Source organism: Micromonospora thermarum (assembly GCF_012034245.1).
Lineage (GTDB): Bacteria > Actinomycetota > Actinomycetes > Mycobacteriales > Micromonosporaceae > Micromonospora > Micromonospora thermarum.
In genome coordinates this window covers 1-24,552 of sequence record NZ_JAATEO010000043.1, presented here as the reverse complement: position 1 = coordinate 24,552, position 24,552 = coordinate 1, and the positions used below count along the sequence as shown (strand labels likewise).

At 69.9% G+C, this 24,552-nt stretch carries 37 protein-coding genes and 1 pseudogene; 37 read left to right on the top strand and 1 reads right to left on the bottom strand.

From position 1 onward, the window contains the following. The first annotated feature begins 25 nt into the window (after positions 1–25). The 34 genes and pseudogenes from tuf (at position 26) to truA (ending at position 20,008) form a co-directional block, all read left to right on the top strand. Positions 26–1,219 carry an elongation factor Tu gene (tuf, locus tag HCJ94_RS26810; protein ID WP_168003802.1) on the top strand — a complete coding sequence of 398 codons (1,194 nt, stop codon included), beginning with the start codon at positions 26–28 and terminating at the stop codon, positions 1,217–1,219. 352 nt (positions 1,220–1,571) lie between these two features. After that, positions 1,572–1,880, top strand: coding sequence for a 30S ribosomal protein S10 (gene rpsJ / locus HCJ94_RS26805; protein ID WP_007073037.1), 309 nt, complete (start codon positions 1,572–1,574; stop codon positions 1,878–1,880). An 11-nt stretch (positions 1,881–1,891) separates the two neighbouring features. Beyond that, positions 1,892–2,557, top strand: coding sequence for a 50S ribosomal protein L3 (rplC, locus tag HCJ94_RS26800; protein WP_168003801.1), 666 nt, complete (start codon positions 1,892–1,894; stop codon positions 2,555–2,557). After that, positions 2,554–3,204 carry a 50S ribosomal protein L4 gene (gene rplD, locus HCJ94_RS26795; protein ID WP_168003800.1) on the top strand — a complete coding sequence of 217 codons (651 nt, stop codon included), beginning with the start codon at positions 2,554–2,556 and terminating at the stop codon, positions 3,202–3,204. Before rplC ends, rplD begins: the two co-directional genes overlap by 4 nt. Continuing rightward, a complete protein-coding gene (gene rplW / locus HCJ94_RS26790) occupies positions 3,201–3,503 on the top strand; it encodes a 50S ribosomal protein L23 (RefSeq protein WP_091125159.1) in 303 nt (100 codons plus the stop codon). Before rplD ends, rplW begins: the two co-directional genes overlap by 4 nt. A 12-nt stretch (positions 3,504–3,515) precedes the next feature. Next, positions 3,516–4,355 carry a 50S ribosomal protein L2 gene (rplB, locus tag HCJ94_RS26785; protein ID WP_168003799.1) on the top strand — a complete coding sequence of 280 codons (840 nt, stop codon included), beginning with the start codon at positions 3,516–3,518 and terminating at the stop codon, positions 4,353–4,355. 12 nt (positions 4,356–4,367) lie between these two features. Then, positions 4,368–4,649, top strand: a complete 282-nt coding sequence (gene rpsS, locus HCJ94_RS26780) for a 30S ribosomal protein S19 (RefSeq protein ID WP_091125151.1) — start codon at positions 4,368–4,370, stop codon at positions 4,647–4,649. A 40-nt stretch (positions 4,650–4,689) separates the two neighbouring features. Further along, the gene (gene rplV, locus HCJ94_RS26775) at positions 4,690–5,148 is read left to right on the top strand and encodes a 50S ribosomal protein L22 (protein WP_155330231.1); all 459 of its coding nucleotides are present in this window, start codon (positions 4,690–4,692) and stop codon (positions 5,146–5,148) included. Beyond that, on the top strand, positions 5,148–6,002 hold the full coding sequence (gene rpsC / locus HCJ94_RS26770) for a 30S ribosomal protein S3 (RefSeq protein WP_168003798.1): 855 nt from the start codon (positions 5,148–5,150) through the stop codon (positions 6,000–6,002). The genes rplV and rpsC overlap by 1 nt, the downstream gene beginning before the upstream one ends. Before the next feature lie 3 nt (positions 6,003–6,005). After that, positions 6,006–6,431: a 50S ribosomal protein L16 gene (gene rplP, locus HCJ94_RS26765; RefSeq protein WP_007465292.1), complete on the top strand. Its 426-nt coding sequence runs from the start codon at positions 6,006–6,008 to the stop codon at positions 6,429–6,431. Further along, the gene (gene rpmC, locus HCJ94_RS26760) at positions 6,431–6,667 is read left to right on the top strand and encodes a 50S ribosomal protein L29 (RefSeq protein ID WP_076466662.1); all 237 of its coding nucleotides are present in this window, start codon (positions 6,431–6,433) and stop codon (positions 6,665–6,667) included. Before rplP ends, rpmC begins: the two co-directional genes overlap by 1 nt. Beyond that, the gene (gene rpsQ / locus HCJ94_RS26755; RefSeq protein WP_168003797.1) at positions 6,664–6,939 is read left to right on the top strand and encodes a 30S ribosomal protein S17; all 276 of its coding nucleotides are present in this window, start codon (positions 6,664–6,666) and stop codon (positions 6,937–6,939) included. The genes rpmC and rpsQ overlap by 4 nt, the downstream gene beginning before the upstream one ends. Before the next feature lie 97 nt (positions 6,940–7,036). Further along, positions 7,037–7,405 carry a 50S ribosomal protein L14 gene (gene rplN / locus HCJ94_RS26750; protein ID WP_007073026.1) on the top strand — a complete coding sequence of 123 codons (369 nt, stop codon included), beginning with the start codon at positions 7,037–7,039 and terminating at the stop codon, positions 7,403–7,405. Continuing rightward, the gene (rplX, locus tag HCJ94_RS26745; RefSeq protein ID WP_012184319.1) at positions 7,402–7,722 is read left to right on the top strand and encodes a 50S ribosomal protein L24; all 321 of its coding nucleotides are present in this window, start codon (positions 7,402–7,404) and stop codon (positions 7,720–7,722) included. The genes rplN and rplX overlap by 4 nt, the downstream gene beginning before the upstream one ends. Then, positions 7,722–8,291: a 50S ribosomal protein L5 gene (gene rplE / locus HCJ94_RS26740; RefSeq protein ID WP_155330234.1), complete on the top strand. Its 570-nt coding sequence runs from the start codon at positions 7,722–7,724 to the stop codon at positions 8,289–8,291. Before rplX ends, rplE begins: the two co-directional genes overlap by 1 nt. A 1-nt stretch (position 8,292) precedes the next feature. Next, complete coding sequence (locus tag HCJ94_RS26735; protein WP_007073023.1) at positions 8,293–8,478, top strand: type Z 30S ribosomal protein S14; 186 nt, start codon at positions 8,293–8,295, stop codon at positions 8,476–8,478. A 93-nt stretch (positions 8,479–8,571) separates the two neighbouring features. Next, complete coding sequence (gene rpsH, locus HCJ94_RS26730) at positions 8,572–8,979, top strand: 30S ribosomal protein S8 (RefSeq protein WP_155330235.1); 408 nt, start codon at positions 8,572–8,574, stop codon at positions 8,977–8,979. A gap of 16 nt (positions 8,980–8,995) precedes the next feature. Next, on the top strand, positions 8,996–9,538 hold the full coding sequence (gene rplF, locus HCJ94_RS26725; RefSeq protein ID WP_168003796.1) for a 50S ribosomal protein L6: 543 nt from the start codon (positions 8,996–8,998) through the stop codon (positions 9,536–9,538). Beyond that, positions 9,535–9,924 carry a 50S ribosomal protein L18 gene (gene rplR / locus HCJ94_RS26720; protein ID WP_111134438.1) on the top strand — a complete coding sequence of 130 codons (390 nt, stop codon included), beginning with the start codon at positions 9,535–9,537 and terminating at the stop codon, positions 9,922–9,924. The genes rplF and rplR overlap by 4 nt, the downstream gene beginning before the upstream one ends. Positions 9,925–9,957: 33 nt before the next feature. Next, entirely contained in the window at positions 9,958–10,572 is a 615-nt protein-coding gene (gene rpsE / locus HCJ94_RS26715; protein WP_155330237.1) for a 30S ribosomal protein S5, read from the top strand. Then, positions 10,572–10,754: a 50S ribosomal protein L30 gene (gene rpmD / locus HCJ94_RS26710; protein WP_155330238.1), complete on the top strand. Its 183-nt coding sequence runs from the start codon at positions 10,572–10,574 to the stop codon at positions 10,752–10,754. The genes rpsE and rpmD overlap by 1 nt, the downstream gene beginning before the upstream one ends. Then, positions 10,754–11,197 carry a 50S ribosomal protein L15 gene (gene rplO / locus HCJ94_RS26705; protein ID WP_130320426.1) on the top strand — a complete coding sequence of 148 codons (444 nt, stop codon included), beginning with the start codon at positions 10,754–10,756 and terminating at the stop codon, positions 11,195–11,197. The genes rpmD and rplO overlap by 1 nt, the downstream gene beginning before the upstream one ends. A 232-nt stretch (positions 11,198–11,429) precedes the next feature. Next, the gene (gene secY, locus HCJ94_RS26700) at positions 11,430–12,758 is read left to right on the top strand and encodes a preprotein translocase subunit SecY (protein WP_168003795.1); all 1,329 of its coding nucleotides are present in this window, start codon (positions 11,430–11,432) and stop codon (positions 12,756–12,758) included. Beyond that, positions 12,759–13,412 (top strand): adenylate kinase, encoded by a 654-nt coding sequence (locus tag HCJ94_RS26695; protein ID WP_155330241.1) that lies wholly within the window; start codon positions 12,759–12,761, stop codon positions 13,410–13,412. 76 nt (positions 13,413–13,488) lie between these two features. Continuing rightward, the gene (gene map / locus HCJ94_RS26690) at positions 13,489–14,334 is read left to right on the top strand and encodes a type I methionyl aminopeptidase (protein WP_168003794.1); all 846 of its coding nucleotides are present in this window, start codon (positions 13,489–13,491) and stop codon (positions 14,332–14,334) included. 109 nt (positions 14,335–14,443) lie between these two features. After that, positions 14,444–15,024, top strand: a pseudogene (locus HCJ94_RS31580) (DUF1707 SHOCT-like domain-containing protein). A gap of 231 nt (positions 15,025–15,255) precedes the next feature. Then, positions 15,256–15,477, top strand: a complete 222-nt coding sequence (gene infA, locus HCJ94_RS26680; protein ID WP_007073013.1) for a translation initiation factor IF-1 — start codon at positions 15,256–15,258, stop codon at positions 15,475–15,477. A 92-nt stretch (positions 15,478–15,569) separates the two neighbouring features. Next, complete coding sequence (gene rpmJ, locus HCJ94_RS26675; protein WP_012184307.1) at positions 15,570–15,683, top strand: 50S ribosomal protein L36; 114 nt, start codon at positions 15,570–15,572, stop codon at positions 15,681–15,683. Between the two features lie 269 nt (positions 15,684–15,952). Further along, the gene (gene rpsM / locus HCJ94_RS26670; protein ID WP_007073012.1) at positions 15,953–16,333 is read left to right on the top strand and encodes a 30S ribosomal protein S13; all 381 of its coding nucleotides are present in this window, start codon (positions 15,953–15,955) and stop codon (positions 16,331–16,333) included. Between the two features lie 18 nt (positions 16,334–16,351). Continuing rightward, on the top strand, positions 16,352–16,759 hold the full coding sequence (gene rpsK / locus HCJ94_RS26665; RefSeq protein ID WP_007073011.1) for a 30S ribosomal protein S11: 408 nt from the start codon (positions 16,352–16,354) through the stop codon (positions 16,757–16,759). 14 nt (positions 16,760–16,773) lie between these two features. Continuing rightward, entirely contained in the window at positions 16,774–17,400 is a 627-nt protein-coding gene (gene rpsD, locus HCJ94_RS26660) for a 30S ribosomal protein S4 (protein WP_091594961.1), read from the top strand. Between the two features lie 96 nt (positions 17,401–17,496). Further along, positions 17,497–18,519, top strand: coding sequence for a DNA-directed RNA polymerase subunit alpha (locus HCJ94_RS26655; protein WP_155330245.1), 1,023 nt, complete (start codon positions 17,497–17,499; stop codon positions 18,517–18,519). Positions 18,520–18,551: 32 nt separating this feature from the next. After that, positions 18,552–19,112, top strand: coding sequence for a 50S ribosomal protein L17 (gene rplQ, locus HCJ94_RS26650; RefSeq protein WP_168003793.1), 561 nt, complete (start codon positions 18,552–18,554; stop codon positions 19,110–19,112). Positions 19,113–19,177: 65 nt separating this feature from the next. Further along, positions 19,178–20,008: a tRNA pseudouridine(38-40) synthase TruA gene (truA, locus tag HCJ94_RS26645; protein ID WP_168003792.1), complete on the top strand. Its 831-nt coding sequence runs from the start codon at positions 19,178–19,180 to the stop codon at positions 20,006–20,008. 55 nt (positions 20,009–20,063) lie between these two features. Here the strand turns inward: truA and HCJ94_RS26640 are convergent, their stop codons facing one another. Beyond that, the gene (locus HCJ94_RS26640; protein ID WP_168003791.1) at positions 20,064–21,140 is read right to left on the bottom strand and encodes a hypothetical protein; all 1,077 of its coding nucleotides are present in this window, start codon (positions 21,138–21,140) and stop codon (positions 20,064–20,066) included. 106 nt (positions 21,141–21,246) lie between these two features. Here HCJ94_RS26640 and HCJ94_RS26635 point away from each other — a divergent pair, with 106 nt between their 5' ends. The 3 genes from HCJ94_RS26635 to HCJ94_RS26625 form a co-directional block, all read left to right on the top strand. After that, positions 21,247–21,852, top strand: a complete 606-nt coding sequence (locus tag HCJ94_RS26635; RefSeq protein ID WP_168003790.1) for a class I SAM-dependent methyltransferase — start codon at positions 21,247–21,249, stop codon at positions 21,850–21,852. A gap of 39 nt (positions 21,853–21,891) precedes the next feature. Continuing rightward, a complete protein-coding gene (locus HCJ94_RS26630; RefSeq protein WP_168003789.1) occupies positions 21,892–23,571 on the top strand; it encodes an ABC-F family ATP-binding cassette domain-containing protein in 1,680 nt (559 codons plus the stop codon). A 16-nt stretch (positions 23,572–23,587) separates the two neighbouring features. After that, positions 23,588–24,552 (top strand): aldo/keto reductase (locus HCJ94_RS26625; RefSeq protein ID WP_309227449.1); only part of this gene is annotated, 965 nt, incomplete at its 3' end.

The following is a 24,552-nucleotide window of genomic DNA, read 5'->3' as shown; positions in this document are numbered from 1 at the left end:
CAAGAAAGTCCACAGGAGGACACCAGTGGCGAAGGCGAAGTTCGAGCGGACTAAGCCGCACGTCAACATCGGCACCATTGGTCACATCGACCACGGTAAGACGACGCTGACGGCGGCCATCACCAAGGTCCTGCACGACCAGTTCCCGGACCTGAACCCGTACACGCCGTTCGACGAGATCGACAAGGCGCCGGAGGAGAAGGCCCGCGGCATCACGATCTCGATCGCGCACGTCGAGTACCAGACCGAGGCGCGTCACTACGCGCACGTCGACTGCCCCGGTCACGCCGACTACATCAAGAACATGATCACCGGTGCCGCCCAGATGGACGGCGCGATCCTGGTGGTCGCGGCGACCGACGGCCCGATGCCGCAGACCCGCGAGCACGTGCTGCTGGCCCGTCAGGTCGGCGTGCCGTACATCGTCGTGGCGCTCAACAAGAGCGACATGGTCGACGACGAGGAGCTCCTCGAGCTCGTCGAGCTCGAGGTCCGCGAGCTGCTCTCCTCGCAGGAGTACCCGGGTGACGACCTGCCGGTCGTCCGGGTCTCGGCGCTGAAGGCCCTCGAGGGTGACCCCGAGTGGACCGGCAAGCTCCTGGACCTGATGACCGCGGTCGACACCGCGATCCCGCAGCCGGAGCGCGAGACCGACAAGCCGTTCCTGATGCCGATCGAGGACGTCTTCACGATCACCGGTCGTGGCACCGTCGTCACCGGTCGCGCGGAGCGCGGCATCCTCAAGCCGAACGAGGAGGTGGAGATCGTCGGTATCCGCGAGAAGTCGCAGAAGACGGTCTGCACCGGCATCGAGATGTTCCGCAAGCTGCTCGACGAGGCCCGCGCGGGTGAGAACGTCGGTCTGCTGCTGCGTGGCATCAAGCGCGAGGACGTCGAGCGCGGCATGGTCGTCGTCAAGCCGGGCACCACGACCCCGCACACGGAGTTCGAGGCGACGGTCTACATCCTCTCCAAGGAGGAGGGCGGCCGGCACACCCCGTTCTTCCAGAACTACCGTCCGCAGTTCTACTTCCGGACCACGGACGTCACCGGTGTCGTCACGCTCCCCGAGGGCACCGAGATGGTCATGCCGGGCGACAACACCACGATGAGCGTGAAGCTCATTCAGCCGATCGCGATGGAGGAGAACCTCAAGTTCGCGATCCGCGAGGGTGGTCGTACGGTTGGCGCGGGTCGCGTCACCAAGATCATCAAGTGAGCTGGGTAACCCCGATTAGACCCGCCGCCGGTCGTGCGGCATACTAGTCAGGTTGCGTAACGACGGTTCGACCGCCTGCGTTCGGCTTCTGCCGAACCTCCGGGCGAGAGGGCCAGTCGGGCGTAGGGTGGTTGGCGGCGAGTCCGCCAACCACCCTCGCACGGCGTCCAGGTCGCGGTAGTGCGATCGGCGCCATGACCCACCGCGCGGTCGGTATCGCTCCGGAGTCCCGGGGCGGAGCCTGGCCCGAGGGCGCGACACGCCCGACCGCGGGGGTCGGCGAAGTGGGCCTGTACCAGCCGGTACAGGCGCCCGCAACACAGCGGCATCGAGAGAAGGAACAGAAGCCACCATGGCGGGACAGAAGATCCGCATCCGGCTCAAGGCCTATGACCACGAGGTCGTCGACTCCTCGGCTCGGAAGATCGTCGAGACGGTGACGCGCACCGGGGCGCAGGTCGCAGGCCCGGTGCCGCTGCCCACGGAGATCAACCGTTTCTGCGTTATCCGCTCGCCGCACAAGTACAAGGACTCGCGCGAGCACTTCGAGATGCGCACTCACAAGCGGCTGATCGACATCATCGACCCGACCCCGAAGACGGTCGACTCGCTCATGCGCCTCGACCTGCCGGCTGGCGTCGACATCGAGATCAAGCTGTAGGGATCGGACAAATGGACAGGCAAGTCAAGGGGATCCTGGGCGCCAAGCTCGGCATGACCCAGGTCTGGGACAACAACCGTGTTGTTCCGGTGACCGTGGTGCAGGCCGGCCCGTGCGTCGTCAGCCAGGTTCGTAGCCCCGAGAAGGACGGCTACGCGGCGGTCCAGCTGGCGTACGGCGCCATCGACCCGCGCAAGGTCAAGAAGCCGATCAGCGGCCACTACGCGAAGGCCGACGTCGCGCCGCGGCGCCACATCGTCGAGCTGCGCACGGTCGACGCCGCCGAGTACTCGCTCGGCCAGGAGGTCACGGTCGAGGAGTTCCCGGCCGGCGTCTCGATCGACGTGACCGGTAAGACCAAGGGCAAGGGCTACGCCGGCCCGATGAAGCGGCACGGCTTCCACGGTCTGCGCGCCAGCCACGGTGTCGAGCGCAAGCACCGCTCGCCGGGCTCCATCGGCGCCTGCGCCACCCCGGGTCGTGTCTTCAAGGGCACCCGGATGGCCGGCCGGATGGGTGGCGTGCGCTACACCGTCCAGAACCTGACCGTCCAGGCGGTCGACACCGAGAACAACCTCCTGCTCGTCCGTGGCGCCATCCCCGGCCCCAAGGGCGCGCTGGTCCTGGTCCGTACCGCGGCCAAGACCAAGGCGAAGAAGGGCGGTGCGGCCAAGTGACCACCGTTGACGTCCTCACCGTCGAAGGCACCAAGAGCGGCTCCGTCGAGCTGCCCGCCGACATCTTCGACGCGCAGGCCAACGTCGCGCTGATGCACCAGGTCGTGGTGGCCCAGCTCGCGGCGGCCCGGCAGGGCACGCACAAGGCCAAGACCCGCGGCGAGGTCGCCGGTGGCGGCAAGAAGCCGTACAAGCAGAAGGGCACCGGTCGTGCCCGGCAGGGCTCGATCCGCGCGCCGCAGTTCGCCGGCGGTGGCGTGGTGCACGGTCCCGTGCCGCGCGACTACAGCCAGCGGACCCCGAAGAAGATGAAGGCCGCCGCGCTCCGTGGCGCCCTCTCCGACCGGGCCCGCGGTGGCAAGGTGCACGTCGTCGAGGCGTTCGTCTCGGGCGAGAAGCCGTCGACCAAGGCCGCGCTGGCCACGCTGGCGAAGCTGACCGACGCCCGCCGGGTGCTGGTCGTGCTGAGCAGCACCGACGAGCTGAACTGGGTGTCGCTGCGCAACGAGCCGCGGGTGCACCTGATCGAAGCCGGCCAGCTGAACACGTACGACGTGCTGGTGGCCGACGACGTGGTCTTCACCAAGGAGGCCCTGGACGAGTTCCTGGGCGTTCCCGCCGAGACCACCGAGGAGGGTGGCAAGTGAGCACGATCGCCGACCCGCGCGACATCATCGTGGCGCCGGTCGTCTCGGAGAAGAGCTACAGCGAGCTGAACCGCAACTGGTACACCTTCCTGGTGCACCCGGACGCGAACAAGACCGCGATCAAGATCGCCATCGAGCAGATCTTCAACGTCCGCGTCCTGACGGTCAACACGCTCAACCGCGAGGGCAAGCGCAAGCGGACCCGCACCGGGTTCGGCAAGCGCAAGGACACCAAGCGGGCGATGGTGAAGCTGGCTGACGGTGACCGCATCGAGGCCTTCGGCGGCCCGGTCAGCTGAGGGGTGTAGACAATGGCTATCCGTAAGTACAAGCCGACGACGCCGGGCCGGCGTGGCTCGAGCGTCGCCGACTTCGCCGAGATCACCCGGTCGACGCCGGAGAAATCGCTGCTGGCCCCGCTGCCGAAGAAGGGCGGTCGCAACGCCCACGGCCGGATCACCACCCGGCACCACGGTGGTGGCCACAAGCGGCAGTACCGCATCATCGACTTCAAGCGGGTCGACAAGGACGGCGTGCCGGCGAAGGTCGCGCACATCGAGTACGACCCGAACCGCACCGCGCGGATCGCGCTGCTGCACTACGTCGACGGCGAGAAGCGCTACATCATCGCGCCGAAGGACCTGAAGCAGGGCGACACCGTCGAGTCCGGTCCGAGCGCCGACATCAAGCCGGGCAACAACCTGCCGCTGCGCAACATCCCGGTGGGTACCACGATCCACAACGTGGAGCTGCGTCCGGGTGGCGGTGCCAAGCTGGCCCGTTCGGCCGGCGTCGGCATCCAGCTGCTCGGCCGGGAGGGCGCCTACGCGACCCTGCGCATGCCGTCCGGTGAGATCCGGCGGGTGGACGTGCGGTGCCGCGCCAGCGTCGGTGAGATCGGCAACGCCGACCAGTCGAACATCAACTGGGGCAAGGCCGGCCGGATGCGGTGGAAGGGCAAGCGCCCGACCGTCCGTGGTGTCGCCATGAACCCGGTCGACCACCCGCACGGTGGTGGTGAGGGTAAGACCTCCGGCGGTCGCCACCCGGTCAACCCGCAGGGTAAGCCCGAGGGCCGCACCCGTCGTAAGGGCCAGCCGAGTGACCGGCTGATCGTCCGCCGCCGCTACGCCACGCGTAAGCGCGGCTGAGGGAGATAAGACATGCCTCGCAGCCTGAAGAAGGGCCCGTTCGTCGACGACCACCTGATCAAGAAGGTGGAGACGCAGAACGACAAGGGCACGAAGAACGTCATCAAGACCTGGTCGCGGCGCTCGACGATCATCCCCGAGATGCTGGGCCACACGATCGCGGTGCACGACGGACGTAAGCACGTCCCGGTGTTCGTGACCGAGGCGATGGTCGGGCACAAGCTCGGCGAGTTCGCGCTGACCCGCACGTTCAAGGGTCACGAGAAGGACGACCGGAAGAGCCGCCGGCGCTGACGCCGCGGGCATACGGATAGAGGAACAAGGGGTTACAGCGATGCCAGGAAAGGGCGACGCTCCGGTGCTTCCGGGCGCGCGGGCGGTTGCGCGGTACGTGCGCATCTCGCCGATGAAGGCGCGCCGGGTGGTCAACCTCGTCCGCGGCCTGCCCGCGAAGGAGGCGCTCACGGTGCTGCAGTTCGCGCCGCAGGCTGCGAGCGAGCAGGTGTACAAGGTGCTCGCGAGCGCGATCGCCAACGCGGAGAACAACGAGCGGCTGGACCCCGACGCGCTGCTCGTCAGCGAGGCGTACGTGGACGAGGGCCCGACCATGAAGCGGTTCCAGCCGCGGGCGCAGGGCCGGGCGTACCGGATCCGCAAGCGGACCTGCCACATCACGGTCGCGGTCGAGGCGGTCGCCCCGGCCGCGCCGAAGAAGTCGGCGGCGAAGAAGGCGGCCCCGGCGAAGCAGGCTGCGCCGGCCGAGACGCAGAGCACGACGGAGGGTGCGGAGTAATGGGTCAGAAGGTTCACCCGCACGGGTTCCGGCTCGGCATCTCGACCGACTGGAAGTCCCGCTGGTTCGCGGACAAGCTCTACAAGGACTACATCGGCGAGGACGTCAAGATCCGCCGCATGATGTCCAAGGGCCTCGAGCGCGCCGGGATCTCCAAGGTCGACATCGAGCGCACCCGGGACCGGGTCCGCGTCGACATCCACACCGCCCGGCCGGGCATCGTCATCGGCCGTAAGGGTGCGGAGGCCGACCGGATCCGCGGCGAGCTCGAGAAGCTGACCGGCAAGCAGGTCCAGCTCAACATCATCGAGGTGAAGAGCCCCGAGTCGGACGCGCAGCTCGTCGCGCAGGGCGTGGCCGAGCAGCTGTCCAGCCGGGTCAGCTTCCGTCGGGCGATGCGCAAGGCCATGCAGTCCGCGATGAAGAACCCGGTCTGCAAGGGCATCCGGGTCCAGGTCTCGGGCCGTCTCGGCGGCGCCGAGATGAGCCGGACCGAGTTCTACCGCGAGGGCCGGGTTCCGCTGCACACGCTGCGGGCCAACATCGAGTACGGCTTCTTCGAGGCCCGTACCACCTTCGGCCGGATCGGCGTGAAGGTCTGGATCTACAAGGGCGACGCGGTGCCGGGTCGGGAGGCTCCGGCCGAGGCTCCGTCGCGCCCGCGCCGTGAGCGCGGCGACCGCCCCGAGCGGCCGCGCCGTGGTCGGTCCGGCTCCGCCGGCACGACCGCCGGTGGCACCGAGGCCGGCCGGGCAGCCGCGACCACCATCGCGCAGCAGGCCGAGACGCCGAGTGGCGAGCCGGTGGACACGTCCGCCGTCGCCGCCGCGGCAGAAACGCAGCAGGAGGGCTGACAGATGCTGATGCCGCGCAAGCCCCCGAAGGGCTTCCGCAAGCCGCACCACCCGGACCGCAGCGGCGCGTCCAAGGGTGGTAACCGGGTGGTGTTCGGCGAGTTCGGGATCCAGGCTCTCGAGCCGGCGTACGTGACCAACCGCCAGATCGAGTCGGCGCGTATCGCGATGACCCGTCACATCAAGCGTGGCGGCAAGGTCTGGATCACGATCTTCCCGGACCAGGCCCTCACCAAGAAGCCGGCCGAGACCCGGATGGGTTCCGGTAAGGGTTCGCCCGAGTGGTGGGTCGCGAACGTGAAGCCGGGGCGGGTCCTCTTCGAGATGTCCTTCCCCAACGAGCAGATCGCGCGTGAGGCCATGCGCCGCGCGATCCACAAGCTCCCGATGAAGTGCCGGATTGTTACGCGCGAAGTGGGTGAATCCTGATGGCAGCGGGCGTTAAGGCCTCCGAGCTGCGTGAGCTCTCCGAGGAGGAGCTGGTCACGAAGCTGCGCGAGGCCAAGGCGGAGCTGTTCAACCTCCGCGTGCAGGCCGCAACCGGGCAGCTGGACAACAACCGGCGGCTGCAGGTCATCCGTCGGGAGATCGCCCGGATCTACACGATCATGCGTGAGCGCGAGCTGGGGCTCTCCGCCGCGCCGACTGAGGTGACTGCAGGATGAGCGAGAACACCACCGCCAGCGCGCGGGCCCGTCGCAAGGTGCGTGAGGGTCTCGTGGTCAGCGACAAGATGGAGAAGACCGTCGTCGTCGAGGTCGAGGACCGGGTCAAGCACGCGCTGTACGGCAAGATCATGCGCCGTACCAGCAAGCTCAAGGTCCACGACGAGCAGAACGCCGCCGGCATCGGCGACCGGGTCCTGATCATGGAGACCCGGCCGCTGTCCGCCACCAAGCGGTGGCGGCTCGTGGAGATCCTCGAGAAGGCCAAGTAGCGAAGGCTCAAGCTCGGCCGGCATCGGTCGGGCGCAGGTTCCGCCAGGCTCCGGCCGCCTCGTGCGGCCGGAGAACCGGCAGACATAGGAGATAGACGTGATTCAGCAGGAGTCGCGACTGCGCGTCGCCGACAACACGGGTGCCCGGGAGATCCTGTGCATCCGAGTGCTCGGTGGCTCCGGTCGGCGCTACGCGAGCATCGGCGACGTCATCGTGGCCACCGTCAAGGACGCGATCCCCGGTGCCGGTGTGAAGAAGGGCGACGTCGTCAAGGCGGTCGTCGTTCGCACCGCCAAGGAGAAGCGGCGGCCGGACGGTTCGTACATCCGCTTCGACGAGAACGCCGCCGTCATCATCAAGGACGGTGGGGACCCGCGCGGCACCCGTATCTTCGGCCCGGTGGGCCGGGAGCTGCGGGACAAGCGGTTCATGAAGATCATTTCTCTCGCGCCGGAGGTGTTGTGACCGTGAAGGTCAAGAAGGGCGACACGGTCGTCGTCATCGCCGGCAAGGACAAGGGTGCCAAGGGCAAGGTCATCGCGGCCTACCCGCGGCAGGACAAGGTCCTGGTCGAGGGCGTGAACCGGGTCAAGAAGCACACCCGCATCAGCACCACCCAGCGTGGCGCCAAGACCGGTGGCATCGTCACCCAGGAGGCCCCGATCCACGTCTCGAACGTGATGGTCGTGGACTCCGACGGCAAGCCGACCCGCGTCGGCTACCGGATCGACGAGAACGGCCAGAAGGTCCGCATCGCGCGTAGCACCGGTAAGGACCTGTGATGACCACGGCTACCGAAACCAAGACCATGCCGCGCCTCAAGGAGCGGTACCGCAACGAGATCGTGGCCCAGCTGCGCGAGCAGTACAACTACGGCAACCCGATGCAGGTGCCGCGGCTGGTCAAGATCGTCGTCAACATGGGTGTCGGCGAGGCCGCCCGGGACGCCAAGCTGATCGAGGGCGCCGTCCGCGATCTGGCGACCATCACCGGCCAGAAGCCGCAGGTGCGGCGGGCGACCAAGTCCATCGCGCAGTTCAAGCTGCGCGAGGGCATGCCGATCGGCGCGAAGGTGACCCTGCGCGGCGACCGGATGTGGGAGTTCCTGGACCGGCTGCTGTCGATCGCGCTGCCGCGTATCCGTGACTTCCGCGGCCTCGACGGGCGCAAGCTCGACGGGCACGGCAACTACACGTTCGGTCTGACCGAGCAGTCGGTGTTCCACGAGATCGACCAGGACAAGATCGATCGCCAGCGGGGCATGGACATCACGGTGGTCACCACCGCCACGACCGACGACGAGGGCCGGGCGCTGCTCAAGCTCCTGGGCTTCCCGTTCAAGGAGAACTGAGATGGCCAAGAAGGCGCTGATCCTCAAGGCGGCCGCGAAGCCGAAGTTCTCGGTTCGCGCGTACACCCGCTGCCAGCGGTGCGGGCGTCCGAAGGCGGTCTACCGCAAGTTCGGTCTCTGCCGGGTCTGCATCCGGGAGATGGCCCACCGCGGTGAGCTGCCCGGCGTGTCCAAGGCTTCCTGGTAATAGCCCGGCGCGCTCCGCGCGTCAGCTGCACTGTCTCTTCGCCGTAGGCCCGGGACGCCCCGGGAACCCCGGCGAGAAAGGTTGACGAGTTTAATGACGATGACCGACCCGATCGCAGACATGCTCACGCGTCTGCGTAACGCCAACCAGGCGTACCACGACCGGGTGACGATGCCCTACTCGAAGATCAAGGCGAACATCGCCGAGGTCCTCAAGACCGAGGGTTACATCGCCACCTGGTCGGTCGAGGAGCCCGAGGAGGGCGCCGTCGGCAAGCGACTGGTCGTCGAGTTGAAGTACGGCCAGAACCGCGAGCGGAGCCTGGCCGGCATCAAGCGCGTGTCCAAGCCCGGCCTCCGGGTGTACGCCAAGTCGGGCGAGCTCCCGCGGGTGCTCGGCGGTCTGGGCGTGGCGATCATTTCGACGTCCCAGGGGCTGCTCACCGACCGGCAGGCCCGCAAGCGGAGCGTTGGCGGGGAAGTCCTCGCCTTCGTCTGGTAACGGGAGACAGGTAGAAATGTCGCGTATTGGACGTAAGTCGATCCCGGTGCCAGCCGGCGTCGACGTCACGATCGACGGCCAGACCGTCAAGGTCAAGGGCCCCAAGGGCGAGCTCTCGCACACCCTGGCCGAGCCGATCACCATCGAGCGGGCCGAGGACGGGCAGCTGAACGTCGCCCGCCCGAACGACGAGCGCAAGGCCAAGGAGCTCCACGGCCTGAGCCGTACCCTGGTCGCCAACATGATCGTCGGCGTCACCGAGGGCTACCGCAAGAGCCTGGAGATCGCGGGTACCGGTTACCGGGTCACCGCCAAGGGCAAGGACCTGGAGTTCGCGCTCGGGTTCTCGCACCCGGTCCTGGTTCAGGCGCCGGAGGGCATCACCTTCACGGTGGAGAAGCCGACGCTGTTCCACGTGGCCGGCATCGACAAGCAGCTCGTCGGTGAGGTAGCCGCCAACATCCGGAAGATCCGTCCGCCGGAGCCCTACAAGGGCAAGGGCGTGAAGTACCAGGGCGAGGTCATCCGCCGCAAGGCTGGAAAGGCAGGTAAGAAGTGAGCGCCACGCTGCTCAAGCGCCGCCGCGGCGTTGCCGCCAAGCGCGCCGTCGGGCGTGCGCGTCGGCACTTCCGGGTCCGCAAGAACATCAGCGGCACCGCCGAGCGTCCCCGCCTGGTCGTCACCCGCTCCCTGCGGCACATCGTCGCCCAGATCGTCGACGACACCAAGGGTCACACCCTGGCGTCGGCGTCGACCCTGGACGCGTCGCTGCGGGGCGCCGAGGGCGACAAGAGCGCCCTGGCCGGCAAGGTCGGTGCGCTGCTCGCCGAGCGGGCCAAGGCCGCCGGCGTCTCCAAGGTCGTCTTCGACCGCGGTGGCAACCGGTACGCGGGGCGTGTCGCCGCGCTGGCCGACGCCGCCCGCGAAGCCGGGCTCGAGTTCTAGAAACCCCGTCACGAGAGATAAGGAAGGCTGCTGATGCCAGGTCAACAGCGCCGTGGCGGCGGGTCCGGTGGCAACGAGGGTGGTCGCCGCGACAACCGCCGTGAGGGCGGCCGCGGAAACGCGCCCGTCGAGAAGACCCCGCACCTCGAGCGGGTCGTCGCGATCAACCGCGTCGCCAAGGTCGTGAAGGGTGGTCGTCGCTTCAGCTTCACCGCCCTGGTGATCGTGGGCGACGGCGACGGCACCGTCGGCGTGGGCTACGGAAAGGCCAAGGAGGTGCCCGCGGCGATCGCCAAGGGTGTCGAGGAGGCCAAGAAGCACTTCTTCAAGGTGCCGCGGATCGGCCAGTCGATCCCGCACCCGGTGCAGGGCGAGGACGCCGCCGGCGTCGTGCTGCTCAAGCCGGCCTCGGCCGGTACGGGTGTCATCGCCGGTGGGCCGGTCCGCGCCGTGCTGGAGTGCGCGGGTATCCACGACGTGCTCTCCAAGAGCCTCGGTTCGTCGAACCCGATCAACATCGTGCACGCCACCGTGGCAGCGCTGAAGGGGCTGGAGTCCCCCGAGGCCGTCGCCGCCCGCCGTGGTCTGCCGGTCGAGGACGTCGCGCCGGCCGCCATGCTGGCGTCGCGGGCGGAGGTGGCGTCCTGATGGCTCGCCTGAAGGTCACCCAGGTCCGGTCCGAGATCGGGGCCAAGCAGAACCAGCGTCACTCGCTGCGTTCGCTCGGCCTCAAGCGGATCAACGACGTGGTGGTCAAGGAGGACCGTCCGGAGATCCGCGGCATGATCTTCACGGTCAACCACCTCGTGAAGGTCGAGGAGGTCGAGTAATGACGATCAAGGTCCACCACCTGCGTCCGGCGCCCGGTGCCAAGACCGCGAAGACCCGCGTGGGTCGCGGTGAGGGCTCCAAGGGCAAGACCGCCGGCCGTGGTACCAAGGGCTCGAAGGCCCGCAAGAACATCTCGGCGGCGTTCGAGGGTGGGCAGATGCCCATCCACATGCGCCTGCCGAAGTTGAAGGGCTTCAAGAACAAGTTCAAGGTGACCTTCCAGGTCGTCAACCTGGACCGGCTCGCCGAGCTGTTCCCGAACGGCGGCCAGGTCGGTCCGGTCGAGCTGGTCGAGGCCGGCGCGGTCCGCAAGGGCCAGCCGGTCAAGGTGCTCGGCACCGGCGACCTCGGTGGGGTGGCGCTCCAGGTCTCGGCGCACGCGTTCAGTGCGTCGGCCAAGGAGAAGATCACCGCCGCCGGTGGCTCGGTCACCGAGCTGTAAGGCTGCACGACCCATGGCGCCCGCCCAGTTGTCCGTCAACTGGCGGGCGCCATGGTCTACCTGGGCCGTGTGCGCCCGGTAATATCGGAAGCGGTTTATGTAGCCGGGCGCACCTGCCCGGACCGGGAGCGGACTGTTAGAGTCCCATCCCAGCCATGGATTTCGGGCGCTCGCCCGGCCACCCCGATCCGCCAGGGACCACCGGCGGCCCGCCTCGCGCAGGAGGAAGAAGTTGCTGTCCGCCTTTCTCAGTGCGTTCCGTACGCCTGACCTGCGCAAGAAGCTGCTGTTCACAGTAGGCATCATCGCGATCTACCGGCTCGGCGCCACGCTGCCGAGCCCGGGCGTCTCGTACGGCAACGTGCAGAAGTGCCTCGACACCCTGGAGAACGGCTCCACGGGCGTGCTGAACCTGCTCAACCTGTTCTCGGGTGGGGCGCTGCTGCAGCTGTCGGTCTTCGCGCTGGGCATCATGCCCTACATCACCGCGTCGATCATCCTGCAGTTGCTGACCGTGGTGATCCCGCGGCTGGAGCAGCTCCGCAAGGAGGGCCAGGCCGGCCAGGCGAAGATCACCCAGTACACCCGCTACCTGACCCTGGGGCTGGGTGTCCTGCAGGCGTCGGCGTTCGTCGCCCTCGCCCGCTCCGGTCAGCTCTTCAACAACCAGTGCGACCAGTTCCCGATCATCCCCGAGGGGACGGGCATCCCGGACTGGCTGACCCTGACCATCCTGGTCATGACGATGACCGCCGGCACCGGCGTGGTGATGTGGCTCGGCGAGCTGATCACCGACCGGGGCGTCGGCAACGGCATGTCGGTGCTGATCTTCACCTCGATCGCCGCCCGTCTCCCCAGCGAGGGTTGGCAGATCAAGCAGACCGGCGGGTGGGGCAAGTTCCTCCTGGTCATCGCGCTGGTCCTGGTCGTCATCACCGCGGTCACCTTCATCGAGCAGGCGCAGCGCCGGATCCCGGTGCAGTACGCCAAGCGGATGATCGGCCGGCGGATGTACGGCGGCACCTCGACCTACATCCCGCTCAAGGTCAACCAGGCCGGTGTCATCCCGGTGATCTTCGGCTCGTCGCTGCTCTACCTGCCGCAGCTGGCCCTGCAGTTCTTCGACCAGACGGACCCCGGCAAGACCCAGGCGTGGATCCAGAACAACCTGGTCGACCCGACCAGCCCGATCTACATCTCGGTCTACTTCCTGCTGATCATCTTCTTCACGTACTTCTACGTCTCGATCACGTTCAACCCGACCGAGGTCGCGGACAACATGAAGAAGTACGGCGGCTTCGTGCCGGGGATCCGCCCCGGCAAGCCGACCGCCGACTACCTGGACTTCATCCTCAGCCGGATCACCCTGCCGGGTGCTCTCTACCTGGGCGTCATCTCGATCCTGCCGAACTTCTTCTTCATCTGGCTGGACAAGCAGCAGTACCTGAACTTCCCGTTCGGCGGCACCGCTGTGCTGATCATGGTCGGCGTCGGTCTGGAGACGACCAAGCAGATCGAGAGCCAACTGATGCAGCGGAACTACGAAGGGTTCCTGCGGTAGATGCGACTCGTTCTGGTTGGCCCGCCGGGGGCGGGCAAGGGCACGCAGGCGGAGTTCATCGCCGCGCACCTCGCGGTGCCGAAGATCTCGACCGGAGACATCTTCCGCTCCAACGTGTCGCAGGGCACCCCGCTCGGCGTCGAGGCGAAGCGGTACATGGACGCCGGCGAGCTGGTGCCGGACGAGGTGACCATCAACATGGTGCGGGACCGGCTCGCCGAGCCGGACGCCAGCGAGGGCTTCCTGCTCGACGGCTTCCCGCGTACGACGCCGCAGGCCGCCGCGCTGGACAAGCTCCTCGCGGACCTCGGCACCGCACTGGACCTGGTGCTGGAGCTGGTCGTCGACGACGACGAGGTGATCCGGCGGCTCTCCGGCCGGCGCACCTGCCGGGGCTGCGGCAAGATCTGGCACGTGGAGTTCGACGCCACCACGCGCGAGGGCATCTGCGACCGGTGCGGCGCCGAGCTGTTCCAGCGGGACGACGACAAGCCGGAGACCATCGCCACCCGTCTGCGGGAGTACGCCGACAAGACCGCGCCGCTGGTCGACTACTACGGCGCCCAGGGCAAGCTCGTGGGGATCGACGCCACGGGGCCGGTGGAGGACGTCACCGTCCGCGCCATCGACGCCCTGCGTTCCTACGGCGGCTGACCCCCTGGTGGATAGAGTGCGAGGAGCGGGGTACGCGACAGCGTGCCCCGCTCTTCGGCAGGAAAGGTAACGACCGATGCGCCGTCCCCAGCTGGACATCCAGCTGAAGACCCCTGACCAGATCGAGAAGATGCGGGCCGCGGGGCTGGTGGTGGCCGAGGCGCTGCGCCGGATGCGCGAGGCCGTCGCGCCCGGCGTCAGCACCGCCGACCTGGACGCCATCGCCGAGTCGACCATCCGCGAGGCCGGGGCGATCCCCTCCTTCAAGGGCTACCACGGCTTCCCCGCCTCGATCTGCTCCTCCGTCAACGAGCAGGTGGTGCACGCCATCCCGTCGCCCAGGCAGGTGCTCCGGGACGGCGACCTCATCTCGATCGACTGCGGCGCCGTACTGGACGGCTGGCACGGCGACGCGGCGATCACCGTCGGCGTCGGCGAGGTGGACCCGGCGCTGCTGACGATGGCCGCGGTCGCCGAGGACGCGATGTGGGCCGGCATCGCCGCGGCCGCCCGCGGCGCTGCCAGTGGCAAGGGCCGGCTCACCGACATCTCCCACGCCGTCGAGACGGCGGTCCGCAAGGCCGGGCGGTACGGCATCGTCGACGGGTACGGCGGCCACGGCATCGGCACCGAGATGCACCAGGACCCGCACGTGCTCAACCACGGGCGCCCGGGCAAGGGGCCCCGGCTGGTGCCGGGCATGGCCCTCGCCATCGAGCCGATGATCACCCTGGGCTCGCCCCGTACGGTGGAGCTGGCCGACGGCTGGACCGTGGTGACCCGGGACCGGTCGATGGCGGTGCACGTCGAGCACACGATGGCGCTGCTGCCCGACGGGGTGTGGGTGCTCACCGCCCCGGACGGCGGCCGGGAGCGCCTCGGCGACCTGGTCACCGCCCGCCAGCCGGCCCCGGCCGCCTGACCTCGCCCCGGCTCCCGATCGCCTGACCCCGCCCGGCTCGGTTCGCCGGCCTGACCCGGCCGGCTCCGCTGATCGCGGCGGGTGGCGTGCCGGTGGCATGCTGGAACGCATGCAGGGGCGGGACGGGATGCGCGCCGCCGACGCCGACCGGCAGGCGGTCGCCGACCGGTTGCGGACGGCCGTGGACGAGGGGCGCCTGGACCTGCACGAGTACGACGAGCGCCTCCAGCAGGCGTACGCCGCCCGCACGTACGGCGAACTCGACGCGCTGCTCGCGGACCTGCCGGCGCCGGCCGGCGCGGCGGCCTCGGCGGGAACGCCCTGGCCGAGCCCGTCGGGACGACCGGGCCGGCCGGGGTGCCGGCCGTCGGGGCCTGACCGGTCGTCGCCGGGTGGCTCGCGGAGGTGTGGGAGCCGTGGCTGAAGGTCGTCCCGATCGTGGTGGCGATCTGGGCGGTGACGTCGCTGTTCGCCTGGGATGTCCTCTACTTCTGGCCCGGGTGGGTGGCGGGCCCGTGGGGAGCGGTGCTGCTGGTCCGCACTGTGCTCGGGATCACGTCGGGGGAGCCGGCGCGCTGGGCGGCCGAGCGGGAGCGGCGCCGCCGGCGGCGGCGGGAGAAGCGGGCCCGCAAGCGGGAGCGGAGGGCCGCGCGGCGGGAGACCAGGGAACTTCCGGGCGAATCCGGCTGAACGTCCGGTTCATTCTGTTCGCAGCGCCGGTAATGGGCGGTCGGTTTGGCGACGGCGCGCAGGCGGGCGTACACTTTCTGATCGGCGCACAGCGTCCACTCCGGCATGCCCACCCTGCGCTTCGGTGGGTGTCGGAGCCGCGGCTGGCGCGGGCCATCTGATCTCGATCAGTCATCCCGTGTAAGACGTTGTGGGCCGTCCGGAGTAACCGACGTCAGGACAGCGGAGGACATGCCGAAAAAAGACGGAGCCATCGAGATCGAGGGCCGGGTCATCGAGCCCCTGCCGAACGCCATGTTCCGTGTGGAGCTCGCGAACGGTCACAAGGTGCTGGCTCACATCAGCGGCAAGATGCGGCAGCACTACATCCGCATCCTGCCGGAGGACCGGGTCGTCGTCGAACTCTCGCCGTACGACCTGACCCGAGGGCGCATCGTCTACCGCTACAAGTAAGCCTGACGGCGGCCGGGTGAGTCCCGTGTCCGTCTTCGTCGCCCGGAGTCGCGAACACCGCGTCGCCGGGCCAGATGGGAAGTAAGGCAACCGTGAAGGTCAAGCCGAGCGTCAAGCGGATCTGCAACAAGTGCCGGGTGATCCGCCGGCACGGCCGGGTCATGGTCATCTGCACCGACCCGCGCCACAAGCAGCGCCAGGGCTGAACCGTCCGGCCGGTCGCGACACCGCGACCGGTCGACAACCGGTCCGGGCCGCAGATCCAGACACAACACATCACATGCTCGTCCCAGCCGCGGGAGTGCGCAGCGCGTACCTCATCGTGGTCGACCCCCGGTCGGAGGCCGGGGCCCGCTCGGGCAGCGACCGATCCCGGTCGCCGGCGCTGACAGGCGCCGGAAGGACAGGGGCCGGTCGGTAGCGGGGTGGGACGGGTCCACACCTCCGCAGAACACCACGAGGAGTACGCCCGCACATGGCACGTCTAGTCGGCGTGGACCTCCCCCGCGAAAAGCGGATGGAGATCGCGCTCACCTACATCTTCGGCGTGGGTCGCACCCGCGCCCTGGAGACGCTCGCCGCCACCGGCATCTCGCCGGACAAGCGCGCCCGGGACCTCACGGACGAGGAGCTCGTGCAGCTCCGCGACCACATCGAGGCCAACTACAAGGTTGAAGGTGACCTGCGCCGCGAGGTCGCCGCGGACATCCGCCGCAAGGTCGAGATCGGCTGCTACGCCGGCATCCGGCACCGCCGGGGTCTGCCGGTTCGTGGCCAGCGGACGCGGACCAACGCCCGTACCCGCAAGGGCCCGAAGCGGACCGTCGCCGGCAAGAAGAAGCCCGGCAAGAAGTAATAGGAGCGCAGAAGACTTATGCCACCGAAGGCTCGTGCCGGAGCCGCCGTCAAGAAGGTCCGGCGCAAGGAACGCAAGAACGTCGCCCACGGGCAGGCGCACATCAAGAGCACCTTCAACAACACCATCGTGTCCATCACGGACCCGACCGGTGCGGTCATCTCCTGGGCCTCCGCGGGCCAGGTTGGCTTCAAGGGCTCCCGCAAGTCGACCCCGTTCGCCGCGCAGCTGGCCGCCGAGGCCGCCGCGCGTCGGGCGATGGAGCACGGCATGCGCAAGGTCGACGTGTTCGTCAAGGGCCCCGGCTCCGGCCGGGAGACCGCCATCCGTTCGCTGCAGGCCGTGGGCCTGGAGGTCGGTCAGATCTCCGACGTGACCCCGCAGCCGCACAACGGGTGCCGTCCGCCGAAGCGTCGCCGGGTCTGAGAGGTTAGAGAGAGATGGCTCGTTACACCGGTGCTGACTGCCGCCGTTGCCGGCGGGAGAAGATGAAGCTGTTCCTCAAGGGCAGCAAGTGCGATGGCCCGAAGTGCCCGTTCGAGTCCCGGCCGTTCCCGCCCGGGCAGCACGGCCGTGGCCGTACCAAGGAGACGGAGTACCTGCTCCAGCTCCGTGAGAAGCAGAAGGCCCGCCGCGTGTACGGCGTGCTGGAGAAGCAGTTCCGCGGTTACTACGAGGAGGCCGTGGCCAAGCAGGCCAAGACCGGTGAGGTCCTCCTGCAGATCCTCGAGTCGCGGCTGGACAACGTGGTCTACCGGGCCGGCTACGCCGGGTCCCGGGACATGGCCCGTCAGCTGGTCAAGCACGGTCACTTCACGGTGAACGGCAAGAAGGTCGACATCCCGTCGTACCGCGTCAAGGAGCACGACATCATCGAGGTCCGGGAGAAGAGCAAGCAGCTCACCCCGTTCCTGGTGGCGCAGGCTCAGGCCGGTTCCCGGTCCGTGCCGGCCTGGCTGGAGGCGATCCCCAGCCAGATGAAGATCCTCGTGCACTCGCTCCCGGCCCGCCAGGTGATCGACACCCAGGTCCAGGAGCAGCTGATCGTCGAGCTCTACTCCAAGTAAGAGCTCGTTGCGGTGGCCCGCCCTCCAGGGCGGGCCACCGGAACAGTTTGTGTCGTGGGCGTCATATGGCGGGCGCCCCGGAAGAGAAGAGAAGACATGCTCATCTCCCAGCGACCGACCCTCTCCGAGGAGTCGATCAACGAGACCCGGTCCCGGTTCACCATCGAGCCGCTGGAGCCGGGCTTCGGCTACACCCTGGGCAACTCGCTGCGCCGGACGCTGCTGTCGTCCATCCCCGGCGCGGCGGTGACCTCGATCAAGATCGACGGTGTGCTGCACGAGTTCACCACGATCCCCGGGGTCAAGGAGGACGTGGTCGAGCTCGTCATGAACATCAAGGAGCTGTGCGTCAGCTCCGAGCACGACGAGCCGGTCAGCATGTACCTGCGTAAGCAGGGCCCGGGCGACGTGACCGCGGGTGACATCCAGCCCCCGGCTGGCGTCTCGGTGCACAACCCGGATCTGAAGCTCGCCACCCTGAACGGCAAGGGCCGGCTCGACATGGAGCTGACCGTCGAGCGGGGTCGCGGCTACGTGACGGCGGCGCAGAACAAGCAGGCCGGCGCCGAGATCGGCCGGATCCCGGTCGACTCGATCTACTCGCCGGTGCTGAAGGTGACGTACCGCGTCGAGGCGACCCGTGTCGAGCAGCGGACCGACTTCGACCGGCTGATCATCGACGTCGAGACCAAGCCGTCGATGGGCCCGCGCACCGCGCTGGCCTCCGCCGGTTCGACGCTGGTCGAGCTCTTCGGCCTGGCCCGGGAGCTGGACGAGACCGCCGAGGGCATCGACATCGGGCCGTCCCCGCAGGACGCCCAGCTGGCGGCGGACCTGGCGCTGCCGATCGAGGAGCTGGACCTCACCGTCCGCTCCTACAACTGCCTCAAGCGCGAGGGCATCAACACCGTTGGTGAGCTCATCGGGCGTACCGAGGCCGACCTCCTCGACATCCGCAACTTCGGCCAGAAGTCGATCGACGAGGTCAAGATGAAGCTCGCCGGGATGGGTCTGGGGCTCAAGGACTCCGCCCCGAACTTCGACCCGGCGCACGTCGTGGACGCCTTCGGTGAGGCCGACTACGACACCGAGGACTACCGCGAGACTGAGCAGCTGTAAGCGCGGCTGAGGATAAACGAGGAGCACCGAGAATGCCCACGCCCACCAAGGGTCCCCGCCTCGGCGGCAGCCCGGCGCACGAGCGGCTGATGCTGGCCAACCTGGCCACGTCGCTGTTCCAGCACGGCAAGATCCAGACCACCGAGACCAAGGCCCGGCGGCTGCGTCCGCTCGCGGAGCAGCTGATCACCAAGGCCAAGCGCGGTGACCTGGCCTCCCGGCGTCGGGTGCTCGCCGTCGTCAAGGACAAGGACGTGGTCTACGCCCTGTTCGACCAGATCGCGCCGCGGTACGCCAACCGCAACGGTGGCTACACCCGGATCGTGAAGACCGGTCCGCGCAAGGGTGACGCCGCACCGATGGCGATCATCGAGCTGGTCGAGGAGCTGCAGGTCGCCGAGCCGAAGGCGAACAAGAAGACCGCCGCCCGCAAGGCCGCCCAGCAGGACAAGGTCGAGGCGCTCGCCCCCGCTGAGGAGGCCCCGAAGTCGGCCGACAACGACCAGGACGCCGAGGCGCCCGTGTCGGCGTCGGGTGACACCGCGGCCGCCCGCGAGGACAGCGACGAGGCCGGCGAGAACGACAAGGCCTGAGTCAGGCCGCGATCGGGCCCGGCATCCCTGAGGGGGTGCCGGGCCCGACCCGTCAGGAGGTACGAGTGGACGAGCGCACCCGCCTGCGGCTGGACGTCTCGTATGACGGCACCGACTTCTCCGGCTGGGCCGCCCAGCCGGAGCGGCGCACCGTCGCCGGGGTCCTCGCGCGGACCCTCGACCTGGTGCTCGGTGCCGGGACCGCGACCGGCCTCACCGTGGCCGGCCGGACCGACGCCGGGGTGCACGCCACCGGGCAGGTCTGCCACGTCGACCTGCCGACGGACGTCTGGCGGCAGCACGAGGGGCGGCTGCTGCGCCGGCTCACCCGGCTGCTCCCCACCGACGTGCGGGTCCGGGCCATGGCCGAGGTGCCGCTCGACTTCGACGCGCGGTTCTCGGCGACGTTCCGGCGTTACGAGTACCGCGTCACCGACGCGCCCTGGGGCGCGGAGCCGCTGCGCCGGCACGACACCCTCGCCTGGCCGAGGCCGCTCGACCTGGCGGCGCTGACCGCCGCCGCGGCGGGACTGGTGGGGGAGCACGACTTCGCCGCGTACTGCCGGCGGAAGGAGAACGCCACCACGCTGCGCGAGGTGACCCGGCTGGACTGGCGGCGGGATCCGGACGGCATCCTCGTCGCCACCGTCCAGGCCGACGCGTTCTGCCAGGCGATGGTGCGCAGCCTGGTCGGCGCGATGCTGGCCGCCGGGGACGGCCGGCGGCCGGCCGAATGGCCCGCCGGCCTGCTGAGCCGTCGCGAGCGGGCCAGTGAGGTGACGGTCGCCCCCGCGCACGGGCTCACCCTGGTCGCCGTCGGCTACCCCGAGGACCCGGCCGAGTACGCCCGCCGCGCGGACCTCACCCGCCGGCTGCGCGTACCGCTGGAGGGCTGAGCGCACGGCGGCGCGGGCGCGCGGCCGGCCGGCCCCGCACCCGCGCCGGCCGTCGTCAGTCCTGGGAGCCGGTGCCGTCGTCGGGGTCGGCGGTGGGTTGGGCGGCCACGCCGCCGTCCGCCCTGCGCTCCAGCACGCCCTGGTTGAGGTGCAGTTCGATCATGTCGAAGAGGATCTCGCGGACCTTCGTGTCGCCGGAGCGGACGGGCTCGCCGTCGGACCGGGCCACCAGGGCGTACGCGAGGTAGTGGCCGCGTACCTGCCAGCCGACCCGGGCCGGGGCGGTGGCGATCGCCTCGGACTTCTCGTCGGCGGCCATGCCCCGGAACCGGCCCTGCCGCTCGTCGAGCACCTGCCGGATCCGGTCGCGGGCGCGTTCGGCGCTGGCCCGGTCGGTGAGGTTGAACAGGCCGGCGGTGACCAGATGGTCGCCGTCCGCGGTGCGCAACGTCGCCCGGACCACCTGGTTGCAGCCGAGGCGGACCAGCAACTCGGCGACCTCGCCGGTGGCGGCGACGGCGCAGCTGCCGCTGGACTGCGTCTTCAACACCCGGTAGGCGGGCTGCCCCTCGGTGACGGCGAGCTGCTGGCCCGGGAAGACCTCCTTGGCGCTCAGCGGCACCTGGTCGGTGTCCCGCGAGTCCAGGTCGTTCGCCTCCGGCTCGGCGCTGTCCGCCGCCGCGGGCTGGTCGGTCGGCGGGGTGATGAGGTCGCCGCCGCGCTCGCTGAGCAGGGCGGCACCGCCGAGCCCGCAGAGCGCGAGCAGGACGAGCACCGCCGTGCCGCCGACCACGACCTGCCACATGCGGCCGCCGCCCCGACGAGGCGGGGGTGCGGCGACCGGCGCGGCCGACGGGTCGACCGGCGCGTGGGGTGGCGCTGCGGCGGGTGCGGGGGCCGGCTCCCACACCGGCTCGGGCGCCGGCGGGCGGGCCGGCTCGGGTGCGGGCGGGCGGGCGGGTTCGGCGGGTGGCGGCGCCACCCGGGTGGTCCGGGGCAGTGACGGGGTGGGGAAGCGGGACGGCGAGGGCCCCGCCGGGGGAGGCGAACCGGGGCCGAGCACCGACAGGTCGGACCCGTGCTCCGGGTACTCCACGAATGCGTCCTCATCGGACTCGTACCGATACACCATGTCGTCTAGAGTAGGAGGTATTGTCCCTTTAGGGGGTAATAATGGGAAAATGCGACGACGCGGGGTGTCGCCATGCCCTCCGTGAGCCGGTGGAAGAATCGCGCGTGTGACCGGCGACCACTACTTCACCCCGGAACCCGCGACGGCCGCCCAGCCGCGCGAGGTCGAGTTCTCCGTCGCCGGACGCGACTACACCCTGGCCTCCTCCGGCGGGGTCTTCTCCGCCGCCCGCCTCGACCCCGGCACCGCGGTGCTGCTGCGCAAGGCCGAGCTGCCGGCTCCCGGCACCACCGGCGACCTGCTCGACCTCGGCTGCGGCTTCGGACCGATCACCTGCGTGCTCGCCACCTCGGCACCGTCGGCCACCATCTGGGCGGTGGACGTCAACGAGCGGGCGCGCGAGCTCACGGCGACCAACGCCGCCCGGGTCGGCGCGGCGGACCGCGTGCGCGTCGCGCCGCCGGACGGCGTACCGGCCGACGTGACCTTCGCCGAGATCTGGTCCAACCCGCCGATCCGGATCGGCAAGGACGAGCTGCACCAGTTGCTGCTGCGCTGGCTACCGAGGCTCGCCCCGGACGGTGCCGCCTGGCTGGTTGTCGCCCGGCACCTCGGCGGCGACTCCCTGCACCGCTGGCTCACCGAGCAGGGCTGGCAGGTCGAGCGGCACGCCAGCCAGAAGGGCTACCGGGTGCTGCGGGTCACCAGGTAATCGGTTGGCCCCCGCCGGGCGCTCGGGCAGGATGCCGGCGTGGGATACGTGGACGTGGCAGCGGTCGGACACATCCTGCCCGATGGCCGGGAGCTTTTCGCCGACGTGTCGTTCCGGGTCGGTGAGGGCGCCAAGGTCGCGCTGGTCGGGCCGAACGGCGCGGGCAAGACGACGCTGCTGCGGATGGTCGCCGGTGACCTGCCGGTGAAGCGCGGCGCGATCGCGCGTACCGGGGGGCTCGGCGTGATGCGCCAGTTCATCGGGATGATCGGCGACGAGTCGACGCTCGCTGACATGGCCCTCTCGCTCGCCCCGCCGGCCCTGCGCGACGCGGGCCGCCGGCTGGCCGAGACCGAGGCGGCCATGCGGGCGGCCGAGGTGCGCGGCAAGTACAGCACCGCCGCCGGCAAGGCGCAGCTCGCGTACGCGGACGCGCTCGCCGCCTGGGGCGAGGCCGGCGGGTACGACGCCGAGGTGCTCTTCGACACCGTCGCCACCATCGTGCTCGACCTGCCGTGGGACACCGCACGGGACCGTCCCGTCCGGACGCTCTCCGGCGGCCAGCAGAAGCGCTTCGCCCTGGAACTCCTGCTGCGCGGCCCCGACGAGGTGCTGCTGCTCGACGAGCCGGACAACTTCCTCGACGTGCCGGGCAAGCGCTGGCTGGAGGCGCGGCTCCGCGAATCCGGCAAGTCGGTGCTGTACGTCTCCCACGACCGGGAACTGCTGGCCCACACCGCCGACCGGGTCGTCGCCGTCGAGGGCGGCAGCGCCTGGGTGCACCCCGGCGGCTTCACGAGCTGGCACGAGGCGCGGGTCGCCCGGCACGACCGCCTCGACGAGCAGCGCCGGCGGTGGGGCGAGGAACACCAGAAGCTGCGCGAGCTGATGCTCATGTACAAGCAGAAGGCCGCGTACAACTCGGGGATGGCCTCCCGCTACCAGGCCGCGCAGACCCGGTTGCGCAAGTTCGAGGACGCCGGGCCGCCGCCCGTACCCCCGAAGGACCAGGACATCCGGATGCGCCTGACCGGCGGGCGGACCGGGAAGCGCTCGGTGATCTGCGAGCAGCTGGAGCTCGACGGCCTGACCTACCCCTTCGACCTGGAGATCTGGTACGGCGACCGGGTCGCGGTGCTGGGTGCCAACGGGACCGGCAAGTCGCACTTCCTGCGGCTGCTCGCCCGCGGCGGCACCGACCCCGACCCGGCGAACGGGCCGGTGGACGGCGCGGAGGCCCTCGCGCCGGTCGCGCACGACGGGGTGGCCCGGCTCGGCGCCCGCGTGCGGCCGGGACACTTCTCCCAGACCCACGACCGGCCCGAGCTGATGGAGCGGACGCTGGTCGACATCCTGTGGCGCGGCGACGAGCACCGCGCGGGCATGGACCGGCACGCGGCGATGGCGGCGCTGTCCCGGTACGAGCTGGCCGGCCAGGGCGACCAGCGCTTCGGCACCCTGTCCGGCGGGCAGCAGGCGCGCTTCCTGGTGCTGCTGCTGGAGCTGTCCGGGGCGACCCTGCTGCTCCTCGACGAGCCGACCGACAACCTCGACCTGGCGTCGGCCGAGGCCCTGGAGGCGGGGCTGGCCGCCTTCGAGGGCACCGTCGTGGCCGTGACGCACGACCGTTGGTTCACCCGCTCGTTCGACCGGTTCGTGCTGTTCCGGGGCGACGGTGAGGTGGTGGAGACACCCCAGCCGGTCTGGGACGTGGCGTGATCCGCGCCGGAATAGGGTGGATCTCGTGACTGAGATGACGTACCGCCGGCTGGGTGACTCCGGGCTCGTGGTGTCCGTGGTCGGGATCGGCTGCAACAACTTCGGCCGCAAGCTCGACCTCGACGGCACGCGCGCGGTGGTCGAGGCCGCGCTCGACGCGGGGATCAACTTCTTCGACACCGCCGACATCTACGGCGAGCCGCAGGGCGGTTCCGAGGAACTGATCGGGCAGGCGCTGAAGGGGCGCCGGGACGACGTGGTCGTCGCCACCAAGTTCGGCATGGACATGCACGGCCTCAACGGTCCCGACCACGGCGCCCGGGGGGCCCGGCGCTACGTCATGCGGGCCGTGGAGGCGTCGCTGCGCCGGCTCGGCACCGACCACATCGACCTGTACCAGATGCACGAGCCCGACCCGGGCACGCCGATCGACGAGACGCTCGCCGCGCTGGACGACCTGGTGACCGCCGGCAAGGTGCGCTACCTGGGCAACTCGAACTTCGCCGGCTGGCAGATCGCCGACGCCGACTGGACCGCCAGCTCGCAGGGGCGTACCCGGTTCATCTCCGCGCAGAACCACTACTCGCTGCTGGAGCGCGGTGTCGAGGCGGAGGTCATCCCGGCGTGCGAGCGGTTCGGGCTCGGCATGCTGCCGTTCTTCCCGCTCGCCAACGGGCTGCTCACCGGCAAGTACAAGCGGGACCAGGCGCCGCCGGCCGGCAGCCGTCTCGCCGGCGGCGGCCGGTACGCGCAGCGCCTCGCCGCCGCCGACTGGGACACCATCGAGGCGATCGAGGCGTACGCCGCCGAGCGCGGTCTCACGATGCTCCAGGTGGCCATCGGCGGGCTCGCCGCCCAGCCGGCGGTGACCTCGGTGATCGCCGGCGCCACCACGCCCGAGCAGGTACGCGGCAACGCCGAGGCGGGCGCCTGGCAGCCCACCGACGAGGACCTGGACGCCCTGCGCGAGGTGCTCGACCG